The 12739-nt window shown below is 61.2% G+C and carries 12 protein-coding genes; 8 read left to right on the forward strand and 4 right to left on the reverse strand.

Features of this window, described 5'->3' with window-relative positions; genetic code table 11:
• Positions 1 to 42: 42 nt before the first annotated feature.
• The 5 genes from ACZ522_RS00800 to ACZ522_RS00820 all read left to right on the forward strand — a co-directional run bounded on the left by ACZ522_RS00800 (position 43) and on the right by ACZ522_RS00820 (position 6301).
• Positions 43 to 957, forward strand: coding sequence for an NAD-dependent epimerase/dehydratase family protein (locus ACZ522_RS00800; RefSeq protein ID WP_464391685.1), 915 nt, complete (start codon positions 43 to 45; stop codon positions 955 to 957).
• Between the two features lie 185 nt (positions 958 to 1142).
• Positions 1143 to 1907, forward strand: coding sequence for an ABC transporter ATP-binding protein (locus ACZ522_RS00805; protein WP_464391686.1), 765 nt, complete (start codon positions 1143 to 1145; stop codon positions 1905 to 1907).
• Complete coding sequence (locus ACZ522_RS00810) at positions 1904 to 3187, forward strand: FtsX-like permease family protein (protein WP_464391687.1); 1284 nt, start codon at positions 1904 to 1906, stop codon at positions 3185 to 3187. Before ACZ522_RS00805 ends, ACZ522_RS00810 begins: the two co-directional genes overlap by 4 nt.
• Before the next feature lie 24 nt (positions 3188 to 3211).
• A complete protein-coding gene (locus ACZ522_RS00815) occupies positions 3212 to 4414 on the forward strand; it encodes an ABC transporter permease (RefSeq protein WP_464391688.1) in 1203 nt (400 codons plus the stop codon).
• Between the two features lie 396 nt (positions 4415 to 4810).
• Positions 4811 to 6301, forward strand: coding sequence for a hypothetical protein (locus ACZ522_RS00820; protein ID WP_464391689.1), 1491 nt, complete (start codon positions 4811 to 4813; stop codon positions 6299 to 6301).
• A 320-nt stretch (positions 6302 to 6621) separates the two neighbouring features.
• Here the strand turns inward: ACZ522_RS00820 and ACZ522_RS00825 are convergent, their stop codons facing one another.
• A complete protein-coding gene (locus tag ACZ522_RS00825) occupies positions 6622 to 7290 on the reverse strand; it encodes a metal-dependent hydrolase (RefSeq protein ID WP_464391690.1) in 669 nt (222 codons plus the stop codon).
• Between ACZ522_RS00825 and ACZ522_RS00830 the strand changes: the two genes are divergently transcribed.
• The 3 genes from ACZ522_RS00830 to ACZ522_RS00840 are packed head-to-tail and all read left to right on the forward strand — an operon-like array spanning position 7289 to position 9518.
• The gene (locus ACZ522_RS00830; RefSeq protein WP_464391691.1) at positions 7289 to 7564 is read left to right on the forward strand and encodes a hypothetical protein; all 276 of its coding nucleotides are present in this window, start codon (positions 7289 to 7291) and stop codon (positions 7562 to 7564) included. The two genes, ACZ522_RS00825 and ACZ522_RS00830, sit on opposite strands and share 2 nt — an antisense overlap.
• A gap of 15 nt (positions 7565 to 7579) precedes the next feature.
• Entirely contained in the window at positions 7580 to 8557 is a 978-nt protein-coding gene (locus tag ACZ522_RS00835; RefSeq protein ID WP_464391692.1) for a DUF4350 domain-containing protein, read from the forward strand.
• Positions 8550 to 9518, forward strand: a complete 969-nt coding sequence (locus ACZ522_RS00840; RefSeq protein WP_464391693.1) for an AAA family ATPase — start codon at positions 8550 to 8552, stop codon at positions 9516 to 9518. The genes ACZ522_RS00835 and ACZ522_RS00840 overlap by 8 nt, the downstream gene beginning before the upstream one ends.
• Positions 9519 to 9802: 284 nt before the next feature.
• Here the strand turns inward: ACZ522_RS00840 and ACZ522_RS00845 are convergent, their stop codons facing one another.
• Genes ACZ522_RS00845 through ACZ522_RS00855 form a run of 3 tightly spaced genes read right to left on the reverse strand, consistent with a single transcriptional unit; the run spans position 9803 to position 12712 of the window.
• A complete protein-coding gene (locus ACZ522_RS00845; RefSeq protein ID WP_464391694.1) occupies positions 9803 to 10801 on the reverse strand; it encodes a DUF7982 domain-containing protein in 999 nt (332 codons plus the stop codon).
• Positions 10798 to 11259, reverse strand: coding sequence for a hypothetical protein (locus ACZ522_RS00850; RefSeq protein WP_464391695.1), 462 nt, complete (start codon positions 11257 to 11259; stop codon positions 10798 to 10800). Before ACZ522_RS00850 ends, ACZ522_RS00845 begins: the two co-directional genes overlap by 4 nt.
• Positions 11246 to 12712 carry a DUF58 domain-containing protein gene (locus ACZ522_RS00855; protein WP_464391696.1) on the reverse strand — a complete coding sequence of 489 codons (1467 nt, stop codon included), beginning with the start codon at positions 12710 to 12712 and terminating at the stop codon, positions 11246 to 11248. The genes ACZ522_RS00850 and ACZ522_RS00855 overlap by 14 nt, the downstream gene beginning before the upstream one ends.
• Positions 12713 to 12739 lie beyond the last annotated feature (27 nt).

Here is a 12739-nt window from a genome sequence, read left to right on the forward strand (position 1 = left end):
TCGATCAACATCTATTTGGGTGCGTTCCCTCAACTCAGTGTCATGCAGGATAAGCGTGTTCTTGTCACTGGCGGAGCCGGCTTTATTGGCTCGAATCTCGCTAACCATCTCACGGTAGATAACGACGTTATCGCAGTCGACGATCTGTATCTTGGTACTGCCGATAACCTTGATGAACGCGTTGAATTTGTCAACACAAGCGTTCTCGATGAGGATCTCCCGACAGAGGATGTCGATGTGGTGTTTCACCTCGCTGCGCTATCCTCCTACAAGATGCATGAAGACGACCCAACTACTGGTGTCCGCGTGAATGTAGAAGGATTTGTGAATACGGTTGAGCAGGCGCGCAAAGATGGGTGTGAAACAGTCGTGTATGCGACGACCTCCTCTATCTACGGCTCACGAACTGAGCCCTCCCCTGAAGATATGGCTATCGAGGCCCGAACAGGCTACGAAGCGTCGAAACTTGCCCGCGAGAGGTACGCCGAGTACTTCCATCATCACTACGGCATGCGGCTTGCTGGTATGCGGTTCTTCTCGGTCTATCAGGGCTACGGCGGGGCCGAAGAGCACAAAGGTAAGTATGCCAACACCGTCGCCCAGTTCGCCGACAAGATCGCCAACGGCGAGCGGCCGGAGTTGTTCGGCGACGGCACCCAGACTCGCGACTTCACGCACGTCGACGACATCGTCCGCGGTATGGAACTCGCCGCGGATCACGAACTGCAGGGTATCTACAACCTCGGCACGGGCGAGAGCTACGATTTCAATACGATGGTCGAGATGATAAACGAGGAACTCGGCACCGATATCGAACCGAAGTACATCGAGAATCCCTTCGATATCTACGTGCACGATACCAAGGCCGATATCTCGAAGATGCAGGAAGCAACAGGCTGGGAACCCGAGGTTTCCTTCGAAGAGGGTGTCCAGCGGGTGTGTGAATCATACCTTTGATTCGGAACCCGCAGACAAAGCTCGTTGATAGAGACCTCTCAGACCACGAACTATCCTCTGCGAGCCACTCGGGCGTGGGCATGAGCTACTGTGTAGGCACGGGCGAGAGAGACACTGCCGGTGGCGAATCTACCAACAAGAACAAACCATATACCATCGGCCTCTGAACTCACGGACGACAGTTTATGGAACGCGAGACGAGAGCACGCTCTGTCGAATCTGACGACCTATCAGGGAGTCCGGAGACTCTCCTCCGGTGCATCGATGTCGTTCAGGAATATCGTCGGGGAGGCGGCACCTCGCTCCTCCCGTGGCACCAACAAGGGGGAGTGACCGTCCGCGCCCTCGACGGCGTCTCCCTCGACGTTCGCGCGGGCGAGTTCATCGGCATCGAAGGCCCGAGCGGAAGCGGAAAGTCCACGCTCGTCCACCTCCTCGCGGGTCTCTCGACGCCCACGAGCGGACGGGTCGAACTCGCGGGCGTCGATATCGGCGCTCAGTCAGCACAGAAACGGAGCCGTCTCCGGCACCGCAACGTCGGGCTCGTGTTCCAGCGGTTCCAACTGCTGCCGTCCCTGTCGGCGCGCGCGAACGTCGCCCTCCCGTTGGTTCAGTCTGGCGTCCCGAAGCGAGAGCGTCGCGAACGCGCGGTAGACCTCCTCGACCGAGTCGGACTCGGCGATCGGACGACGCACACTCCCGGCCAACTCAGCGGCGGCGAGCAACAGCGCGTCGCTATCGCACGCGCTCTCGTCACGGACCCACAAGTGCTCCTCATGGACGAACCGACCGGCGAACTCGACAGAGAGACGGGCGCACGCATCCTCGACCACGTCATCGAGTTCAGCGACGATCGAGTGGTCGTCGTCGCCTCTCACGACGAACAAGTTCTCGACCGCACCGACCGCCGAATCCGACTCGTGGACGGGCGCAGGGACGATTCCCAATGACGAACGACCCTCGCATCGACGACCCGTCTCGAACCGGGTCGCGAATCGCCCGGTGGCGAGGACTCATCGGCCTCGCGGTTCGTCGCGTCGTCGGGCGTCTCGTCTCGGACCTGCCGAACCGAACGGCGCTCACCGTCTCTATCGTCGCCATCACCGTCGCGTTGCTCGTCGTCGTCACGGGCCTCAGTTTCGGACTCGCGACGGAGTCTACCGTCTACGGGGACAACGTGGATTACTGGCTCGTCCCCGAGGGCGGAACAACACAGACGACGGTGTTCAGCGCCGAGAGCGCGCAACTCGGCGACGTTCACGCGAGACAGAGTCAACTACAGGACGTGGCCGGCGTCACGAGTTCGACGCCGGTACTCGTCGAACTCGTCAAGATGCGGGGCGAGCACAGTTCCGAACCGGAGTTCGTTCTCGCCGTCGGCGTCATTCCGTCAGACCAGAATTCGGCTATCGCGGGTGTCTCCACGGCTCCGCTGTCGTCGGGCGATCCCTACTACGCGAACGGATCATACGACGGTAAATTCACGGGCGAAGTCGTTCTCTCCCCGGGAGCCGCCGAGGTTTTGAACGCCTCCGAGAGCGACTCGCTGTCGGTACTCGGACTCTCAACCGGACGGATGAAACAGGATTTCTCCACCACCGCGGTCAACGGAACCGATACGCAGACGGCGCAGGGTCAGGTTCCTATCGCCGTCTTCCATCTGAGCGAGTTACAGTCGCTCACCGGCGCGGACGACGGTGACCTCGCGGACCAGTTCCTCGTCCAGACGAACGATCCGTCGGCGAAATCCAACATCAAGGAAGTCTACCCCGGCGCGTCCGTCGTCGCCCGCTCCGGACTCGCCACGCGAAGCCTGTTCAACTCGGATCTCCCGTTGGCCGTGAGTGCCGCGGCGCTCGCCATCGCGCTCGTCGTCTCGACGCTATTCTTGGCGACGACGATGGCGCTCGAAATCGACGCCGACCGACAGCGCTACGCGATTCTCGAATCGGTCGGCTTCGACACTCGGATGCGAATTGCACTCGTCGCCGCCTCAACGCTGACCGTCGCCGTCGTCGGCGGTCTGTTCGGCTGTCTCCTCGGCGGTGCCGGCATCGTCGTTTTGAACCGACTCGTCCTCGCACAGACGGGCATCGATTCGCTCGCGCTCTTCCCGCCGGTGCTCCCCGTCTACGCCATGGTCGTCGCAGTCGTCGTCGGGTTCGTGGCGACGCCGTATCCGATTCTCGTCGCGTGGCGGTCGGATTCGGTCACGGAGGTGTTGCAATAAATGTTCGGAAGTCGAGTGCGAGCCGTGGTGGGTATCGCGGCCGCACAACTGCGCCGCGCCCCGGAACGGACCACACTCGCCGTCGTCGGAATCGCGCTAGCGGTGCTTCTGACGACGCTTCTGGCTAGCGTCGGATTCGGCGTCATCGACACCGGCGAGCGGAAGTTCGACGCCGCCGGGCGCGACATCTGGGTGACCGGCGGACCGGTCGAGTTCTCCGCCGAGGGGGGTGGTTCGCTGGAGAGCCAGTTCGTGAACGCGCACCGCCTCGGGAGCCAGTTCCGTAAACATGACCAAGTCAAAACGGCCGCGCCGGTGTTGTTCCACACGGTGTATGCGGCGTCGAAGAATACGGAGCCGAAACTCCTGACCGGCGTCGGTATCCCGAACACCGGAAGCGTCGAGATCCAGAACGGCTCCGAGTTCTCGCGCGGCGACGTTCACTACGCCAACGGGTCGTACGACGGCCCGATGACTCGCGAGGTGATCATCGACCCGCGGACGGCGGAACTGCTGAACGTCTCCGTCGGAGACACCATCTACGTCGGCGGTAGTCGCCAGACCGTCTCGGAGCACAAGTTTACGGTCGTCGGCATCTCGCCCACGTTCTCCAAGTTCCTCGGGACGCCGACGGTGGCCGTCCACCTGAGCGAACTGCAGACAGTGACTGGAACGACCGGAACCGACCCGGCGACGTTCCTCACGCTCGACCTCAAAGACGGTGCGAATCCTCAGGCAGTCAGCGACGAACTCGCTGCACGACACCCCGAGTACGAGTTCCGGACGAACCAAGAGCAACTCCAGCGCATCCTCCAACAGAACGCTCTCATCATCGCGAGTGGATTCGTCCTCGTCGGTCTCGCCGTCATCGTCGGCCTCGCACTCACGGTGAACCTGCTGGCAATCGTCGTCTACCAACAACGCGAGGAGTTCGCGGCGCTACAGGCGATGGGTATCTCTCGGGGCCTCTTGGTTGGCATCGTCGGGGTGCAAGCGCTTCTCATCTGCCTCGGGGGCGGTATCGGCGGTCTCCTCGCGACACCTCTCGCCGTCGGTCTTACCAACGACCTCGTCGTTCGGTTGGTCGGCCTCGAATCCCTCCTGCGGACGCCGCCCGTCGTCTACGCCGTCGGCGGCACGATAGCGTTCGCCATCGGCACCGGAAGCGCCGCCGTCGTCGGGTGGCAGTTATCGCGTATCCCGGCGTACGTCGACCTCCGCCGGTAAGCGGTGAAAACTGGCGGATTCAGCACCCAGCGACCTTCGAGACGGTACGTTTTTACACATCGACCATCAGGATATGAGTGTAACGCGATAGCGAGTGCGAACCATGTGATCGGTACGCAAGTGGTATCCGACCGCGACTTTCCTCAATCACTGCAGATCTAGCATATCTAATAAAATACTATAAATGTGATGTGGTTGTCAATTAAGACGAGCCACACAATGACGCGTATACATCGAAGGACGTACCTCAGAGGACTAGCTGCATCGGGCGCCCTCGCCGTCGGTTCGACGGCCGGCGTTGGTTCGGTCTCGGCCGGATCCAGTACAGATGACGAAGATGACGGGGTAAAGAGCGAAGAACTCCCGAACGGTCGCGCCCTCGTCTGGGACGGTGACATGAACTCCTCGTACGACGCGGAGATGCACGTCGTCAGCGACCCCACCGACGACTCGTCGGACAGAAGTGGCGTCGTCCACATCACGTCCAACGGGTCGAAGACGGGCGATTACGCGATCAGCATGGTCAACCTCGGAGCGCGCCTGTCGAAACCGTTCACGCTCGGGACGGCGACTGCGGACCAGCGGGTATCCTTCGACTACTACGAAGGACCCGAGAACACCGGCGCCGCCCCCGACGAGGTGTACGCGGTCGTCGAGACGCCCTCGAAGTCGAAGTCGAAGACGCTCGACGAACTCGCGAACAAGTTGTACGGCGAGGACTTCCTCGACCTCGAGCCGAAACAGCAGGTCGCCGTCGACAAGAAATACCGCAGTCAGTTCGACGCTGACTTCCAGTCGCTCAACGAGATTTCGCAGAACGCGTTCGGACACGACTACCTCACCCTGAGCCAGACGACGTTAGAGTCGTCCGTCACGGCCAAGGTGTACGTCAACCAGTTCGACGACAGCAAACTGTCGAAGGACGAGATCGCACAACAGCGCTGGGACCAGTCGTACGAGAGCCTCTCGTCGACCCATCAGTCCCAAGTCGACAGCCTGTACGCGGCCCAGACCGTCAAAGGAGGCTCGGACGCGAAGCCGACGTCCCAGCGGTACCTCGCGGTCATCACCGTGGACGACGGCGTCGACTCCGACTCTGAGTCGGACGACGAATTCAAGACGTTCAACGTTTCGAAGGCGCTGCGAGGGAGCGAGGGCACGTGGAGGGCCGTGCCGCTACCGAACAGCAGGTTCCTGTCGAGCAAGACGGTCGAGAACATCGCCACCCGGCTCCGCGACGAGGGAGTGTCGTTCGACAGCTTCGTCGACCGCTTCGGCGAGGATGCGGAACTCGTCGGCGTCGGCGTCGGCCGCGGGAGCATACGGGACAAAGAGGTCCTCGACGTGTACTACGACGATCTCACGGTCAAGTATCCCGTCGACGGTGACACCAAAACGAAGCAGTTCGACTTCCCGGCTGCGGTTCCGGCCTACGTGAAAGCGCCGAGCCGTCTCAACTCGCGGAAGAAGGGTTATTTCACCGTCAAGGCCAAGCTCCAGCAGGACGAGGAAGGTCTCGACCTCAGCGATGTCAACAAGAAGTCGGTCAGGCTGACTCCGTACCAACCGGTGGCACCGTCCCTCAATGGGATTCACGCCACCAAGGTGGAGGTGGACGGGGAAAAACTCATCGCGAAGTTCCCCGCGTCGAAGGTGACCCATCTCCTCGGAGACGGCAAGAGCAAATTCATCCTCTCGGGTGAATTCGACGTCGAGAGCGGATCGTCGTTCTACGGTGTCAACACGGTAAAGTGCAAAGGCAAGTGGAACAAAGAGGACGACAAGTCCGAACACAAATCGGACGAGAAGGACACCGGAGACTCCACGTCGGACGAGGACTTCGTCGGCTGGACGACGCAGCTGCTGAGCAGCTTTACCCCGAGTTAAGCTGACTCCTCCTCTCTCTGTTTCCCTTTCTGCGGTCCTTCTTGCAGTGTTTTTTCGCGACCGGCATCGAAGCGATAGTGACGACAGTTCTCGAAGAGGAACAGCCGCGGAGCGCTGGCATGGCGCTCGAACACAACGGGCGTGGTAGCGGCAACAGTCGGTACAGCCAACGATGACGAGCGATCGCCGTCGATTAACGTACGTGGTGTACCACGGCGAGACACCGGCTGAATCGACTATCGAGAACGCGTAGCGTGAAGCCCACCTATAGATCAACGTCTCGGAACCGCGGGTGACGGAGACGGCGTCGGGCGAGTGAGCTATCGGCTTCCGTAGCCCGTCCCGTCTTTCTCCGATGAGGTTGTGAAGAACACGTCAGCGATGCCGGGCATCCCGTCTTTCACCCAGATGGCGAGCGTGAACACGGTGAGGACGATTCCGAACGCCAGCATCGGTGACCACTGACGGGTTAGGAAGAATTGGAGGAAACTCGTGTGGTTGCCCTGCGGCCCCGGTAGTATCGGCCACAGCAAGAACCCGATACGTCCGACGTGTCCGTGCGAAAGCGGGCCGACAGCGTCGCCGAGAAGGTGAGAGGCGTACCCGACGCCGAATGCGGTGACGAGGCTTCGAGAACGAACGTCGTCAAAGGCTATCCAGAGGATGCCGACGACGAGTGCGAACGTGAAAATCGAGTGGGTGAAGCTCCGCCCCGACGCCAACACGTCGAACGTCCACGCGGCGGGTTTGTCTATGAGGTCAGGAAACTGCGTCCCAAAGACGAGTGCGAGCACAGGTACACCCGCTGGAGGGCGATGAGCGCGTATTCGAGAGCCGATCGAATAGAGAAGATAGCCGAACGCAGCGTGAGCCCACGGAAGCATTAGCTCTTCGTCCCCGTCGAACGTGCATAGGTGCTTCGTTCGTACGACCACTCGTATCTCCGACCCGAAAACTACGTATAGGTGGCGAACGCCACCGACAACCATGGCCGTCACTCGACGCGAGCGGTTCGTCTACGCCCAACTCGCGTGGATGCTCGCCGGTTTGTTCGTACTGAGTGTCCTCAGTGCGTTCTCGTACGAGTTATTCTTCGTCGTTTCGCTGATCGGTTTTCTCGCCGTCACGGAACTCACCGCGCCCTTCTCGGTCACGCCACGGTGGCGACGTCGTCTGCGGTGGATAACCGTCCTCGGAATCATCGGCTTCGGATACGTCGTTGTCCGCAGGATACTCGCAATTCTCCCAATAGAGGTGATCTGAGTGCGCCTCCCAGATATGGATACTCCGCAGGCGCTTCTCGTCGGCCTTGTCGCCGTCTGCATCGTCGCCCTTATCTTCGCCGCAACGATGTCGTCCGCAGCCTTCGGCGTGTACAACGCGGAGTGGGATGGATCGTCGACCGTTCGCTCCACAGCGACGGAGGCGGGCGCGACAACGACTGTCGCACTCGAGACAGACGAGTACGACGATGTCAACCCGAACGAGACCGTGGCGTTCGTCATCGCGCCCGACAGTACGTACACTGACGAGGAGGCGGACCGACTCCGCAAGTTTGTCGAGGCCGGTGGGACACTCGTCGTCGCAGAGGACTACGGAAACACTGGAAACGATCTATTAGCGGACCTCGGCGTCGAGACGCGTTTTGACGGCCGGACTGTTCATGATTTGCGTTACCATGGTCCAACGACGGCGATGCCGGAGGCGACGAACGTCAGCGACAACGCGACGACCGAGGGCGTCGAATCCATCATGCTGAACCACGGGACGGTCCTCAACAACACGAATGGGACGGTACTGGTCCGAACGTCCTCGTTCGCCTACCTCGATACTGACGGCGACGACGAACCGGACCAGGACGAACCCTTCCGGTCGTACCCCGTCGTCGCCGCCGATCAGGTGGGGGAGGGACGCGTCATCGCCGTCAGCGACCCCAGTCTGTTCATCAACGCGATGCAGAAACGCGCGGACAACCCGCGTTTCGTCTCGGGACTCGTCGACGGCCACGAAACCGTACTGTTGGACTACTCGCACTCGGAGTCCCAACCGCCGCTTCGCGTCGCCCTCATTCGACTACAGGACTCGTCGGCCATGCAGGTCGGTCTCGGTCTCTTTGGCTTACTCGTCGTCGGCCTTCGACAGTCCGGTCGCCTCCCGACGCTCTCGTCGTCGCCTGCCGACTCGGAACGACCCGGCGACAGTGCGTCGATAGCAGAACCTAACACAGAGCGGAGAGAAGGTGACGAAGATGAATGAGCCTGTAGAACTCTACGACACGATTCGCGAGGAGGTCGGAACGGTTCTCATCGGGAACGACGATATTCTCGAGGGACTCACCGTCTCGCTGCTTACTCGCGGACACCTCCTTCTCGAAGGTGTCCCCGGTATCGGGAAGACCATGACAGCGAACCTGTTCGCTCGGGCGACTGGATTGGACTACAACCGCATCCAGTTCACGCCAGACATCCTTCCGGCAGACATCACCGGCACGGAGATCTACCGCGAACAGACCGGTGAGTTCGAGGTGCGTCGCGGTCCCGTCTTCTCGAATCTCGTCGTTGCGGACGAGATAAACCGCGCGACGCCGAAAGCACAGAGCGCGCTTCTCGAATCGATGCAGGAGCGACAGGTAACTATCGGCGGGGAGACGTTCTCGCTCCCCGACCCGTTCATGGTCGTCGCGACGCAGAACCCTATCGAGATGGACGGGACATTCGAACTCCCGGAGGCCCAACGGGACCGATTCCAACTCAAGTACACGATGGATCATCTGGAGTGGAGCGACGAGCGACGATTTATCGACCGCTTCCACTCCCGTCCAGAACTCAGCGCCACGGACGTCGAACAGGTCGTCAGTATCGATGATCTGTTTAATGCACAGCAGTTCGTCGAGGAGGTCCACGTCGCCGAGGCCGTCCGCGATTTCCTCTTAGACATAGTGACTGCGACGCGGGAGTCCACGGAGATTCAACACGGCGCATCCACGCGTGCAACGCTCTCGCTTCTCAACGCGACGAAGGCGTACGCGGCGATTCAGGGGCGCAACTACGTGATTCCGGACGATATCCTCACGATGGTCGAGCCGGCGCTCGTCCACCGTATCATCCTCACGACCGACGCTGAACTCAACGAGAGGGACCCGGCGGACGTTCTCCGAACGGTCGTCGAGTCAGTGGACCCCCCGGAGGGGAGCATCGACATCCCCGAAGGACAGTGACAGCAGTTCCGTCAAGTCGATTCGTCTAAGCGCCCTCGATTCAAGCGGATTTTTCGCCGTCTATCCGCTACTTGGCCGCTGTCGGTGATATTCAGGTCCATAATGTTTCTTAATTAATACTCGGCGTTACAGTGTTATGTTCGTAACTGTTCGCGGCAATACATTAGACGAGTGTATTTCCGCCGAGCCGAGGTAGTACTTATTGAGTAACAAAACGAGCCTCATGCGAAACGAGCGTAGCAGAAGGCTCTCGGATACCACCGTGGCTCAGTTCCGTCTGATCATCACCGGTTTCGGACGGACTCGCCAGATCCGCCGTCCGCCTCAACTTGGCCGGCGGGCCACCGGTATGTCAGGACGACTCGGCCATCATCGAGGCGTGACGCGTCGGCTGTGACAGCCGTACCGAACTCCGTCGTGATGCCGACGGCGAGAAACGAGTTGACGGGATGGTCAAAGTCGGCCGACGACCCGAACGCCGGGTCAGATAGTTCGACAGTCACGTGGGTACCGTCGTCCGTCGCTTCGACCGTCGATTCGGCCGACCGGGCGAGCTCGAACGTCTCGACGAGAGCCTCACAGAGACGAGCGACGACTGCTTCTGGTTCGTCGTCTCCATCTAGGGGGTCGCTCTCGTCGAACTCGCGGTAGAGCTCTGCGCCGCTGGGGACGAACGCCACGCCCGACGTCGTCGCGTCGTCGCTGACGACGAACGGGCCGTCGAGGTCCACGCCTGACGGAACGCCCTCGACAGGGGTTCGCGGAACGTAGACGCGCGGACCGTCCTCAGTTCGGACGTACGTCCGCCGGTCCGAGAGGTTCAATTGGTCGACGACGGCCCGTTCGTTCGTCAGTAACGGCGAAACCACCGCCTCGCCGACGTCCGCGGGGACGAACCGTTCGGGCGTGAGATACCACGTCAACACGCTGGCGAAGATGCCCGTCGCAGCGACGGCGACGAGAGGGCCGCGAACGCTCGGGACGAGAGCGGCAATGCCGCCTGCGATGAGACCAACAACGGCGAGACCGAGGGCTGTCCGCCGATGTCGTGACCGACGGCTCTGGGCGTACTGTTCACGGAGACGCTCGTTCTCGGCTTTGAGTCGGCGCACCTCCGAAGCGTCAGTCGCTTCGTCACCGTCGGTCTTCTCATTCTGATTCGCCGTTCGACGGACGCGGCGAGCGTCTCCTCTCTCGGTGTTCTTCGGGTTCGTCTGTTCGGCGGGCGATCCCTCGGACGTGCCGTTTTTGGCTCGTCGCTCTCTCTTGTTGTCGTTGTTCACGTGTTACCCTCCGTTAACATATCGAGCTGAAGTGCACCGTACCGGTGTAGTAGGTAGCCAAGGCCGCCGGTGACAGCGATCAGTACGGCAGCCGACCAAAGCGTGCTGACGTTGCGGGCCACCGCCGTGACACCGCCAGTGAAGACCACGAGGGCGACGGCTAACGCGACCCCGTCCCTTATGCGGCGATCGGCGCCGAGGTCGGTTGCGAGATACGCGAACGACCCCGCTTCGAGGAGGGCGACGGTGACTAACGCCGGCTCCCACGTAAGTGCGAGTGTGACGAGGTGCGCTATCGCGACGCCGTAGTACCGCGTGCTTACCGCGGTGACGATAGCGACGGCGAACGCCAAGAGGATGCCACCCATGCCGGTGAGGGACCACCACGCCGCCGCGATGCTCGCGGTTCCACCAAGGAGGAGGACGAATCGAATCGCTCGGTCCCTACGCTCGGGCATGGTTCTCACCTCCGTTTAGACCCTCGTCGTCGCGCTCGTTCTGCCTCGCTTCGAGGACTGCGGTACGCCGCTCTCCGGGTGCAACCTCGTACGCGTGGACACCCGGCATCGCATTGAGTTGCTTCCGGAACGTCTCGAAGTCGACGTAGCGCTCGTACGTCCGTTCTGTGTCCGCCCAGCTACCGTCGAAGAGGACTGTCGGTGTCAGAAAGACAGTGACGAGCGTTCCCTCGCTGACGGTCGCTTTCACCGCCTCTCGGGTCTCTTGCGGTCGAGTGTCGTCCGTACAGATTACGGTCCACCCGCGGGTCAATTCCGTCGACGTCTTCACCCGAAGTCCGTTAAACAAGGGTTCCGAGTCGAACCGTTGGGTGTATGATCCGGACGCCTCGAAGAACGGTCGGAGCACCGTCGCGAACTCGTTGTCCTGTGCGCTCAGTCTTGCTCCGATTTGCTGTGCGACGTTAGACGGCGTTCCCGTCCACCCCTCGTTGTGCCGCCTACTCCGCGTCTCGGCGACGCGGTCTCGGTCGGCGTTCAGAACGCGGCGACACTGGCGATAATGCCGCGGTGTCTCGCGGATATCGCTGTCGAACTGGATGCCGCCTTCGTCGATGAGCGTTAGCCCGACGGGGTCGTAGTCACGTTCGAGTATCTGCAGGATACCGAGAGCGACTTCGCGCATGTAGTCGGACTTCTTCCGGCCCGGTGGCCCGTCGTTCATCGACTCGTGGCGGTCGAGGAATATTCGCGTCTGGTTTGACGACTCGTCTTCGAGCTCTCGGACGTACGCGTCGCCGAGGCGAGCGGTCGAGTTCCAGTCGATTCGACTCAGTGAGTCACCGGGAATATACCGCCGAATCCCCATTACGTCCGTTCCGGACCCGCTCTGATTGTTCGGATGCTCGCCGTACAGCTTTGCGGCGAGGTCGTCGCCGCCGACTTGTAGGTCAGAGAGTGACGCTGTCTCTACGACGATACTCGTGTGTTCGGATCGTCCGACGCGTTGTTCGAAGAGACCGCTCTCGTCGGTGTAGTTACACTGCAACTCAGGCAGTTCGTATTGACCGGCGAGGGGTGCCGAGAACGTGCACGTCGTCTCCGCTTGGTTCGTTTCGGGCCCGACCATCAGCGTCGGCCGTTCTCCGTCGACGCCGACCGGCCACTCAACCGTTACCGAGGCGGAGAGGCGCTGCGTCTCCTCGAATTCGATAGCGACCGTGAGCGTTCCTCTCTCGTTCGGTTGGAGAGCTAGCTGTTCCGTCGCTACGCTCACCGAGAGCGATTCGTCGCACGCGACGAAGCGTGACACTGCGCGGTGTTGAACAACGAGAAGCCATGCACAGAGCGTCGCAGCACCAACGACGGCCAGAGGCCTGTCGCCGAGGACGCCGACGAGAAGCAGCGTTCCGGCCGTGCCGATAACTGCGTGTCCTCGTCGGGTCAACTCCATAGATACTCATCTGGGCGTCCTCCATTG

The sequence above is a fragment of the Halopelagius fulvigenes genome (assembly GCF_055398025.1).

What these genes read in the sequence shown, in the direction of transcription:
- ACZ522_RS00810 (WP_464391687.1), top strand. Translation starts at nt 1,904, where the DNA reads ATGACGAACGACCCTCGCATCGACGACCCGTCTCGAACCGGGTCGCGA.
- ACZ522_RS00805 (WP_464391686.1), top strand. Translation starts at nt 1,143, where the DNA reads ATGGAACGCGAGACGAGAGCACGCTCTGTCGAATCTGACGACCTATCA.
- ACZ522_RS00800 (WP_464391685.1), top strand. Translation starts at nt 43, where the DNA reads ATGCAGGATAAGCGTGTTCTTGTCACTGGCGGAGCCGGCTTTATTGGC.
- ACZ522_RS00850 (WP_464391695.1), bottom strand. Translation starts at nt 11,259, where the DNA reads ATGCCCGAGCGTAGGGACCGAGCGATTCGATTCGTCCTCCTCCTTGGT.
- ACZ522_RS00840 (WP_464391693.1), top strand. Translation starts at nt 8,550, where the DNA reads ATGAATGAGCCTGTAGAACTCTACGACACGATTCGCGAGGAGGTCGGA.
- ACZ522_RS00825 (WP_464391690.1), bottom strand. Translation starts at nt 7,290, where the DNA reads ATGGTTGTCGGTGGCGTTCGCCACCTATACGTAGTTTTCGGGTCGGAG.
- ACZ522_RS00855 (WP_464391696.1), bottom strand. Translation starts at nt 12,712, where the DNA reads ATGGAGTTGACCCGACGAGGACACGCAGTTATCGGCACGGCCGGAACG.
- ACZ522_RS00820 (WP_464391689.1), top strand. Translation starts at nt 4,811, where the DNA reads ATGAACTCCTCGTACGACGCGGAGATGCACGTCGTCAGCGACCCCACC.
- ACZ522_RS00835 (WP_464391692.1), top strand. Translation starts at nt 7,580, where the DNA reads ATGGATACTCCGCAGGCGCTTCTCGTCGGCCTTGTCGCCGTCTGCATC.
- ACZ522_RS00830 (WP_464391691.1), top strand. Translation starts at nt 7,289, where the DNA reads ATGGCCGTCACTCGACGCGAGCGGTTCGTCTACGCCCAACTCGCGTGG.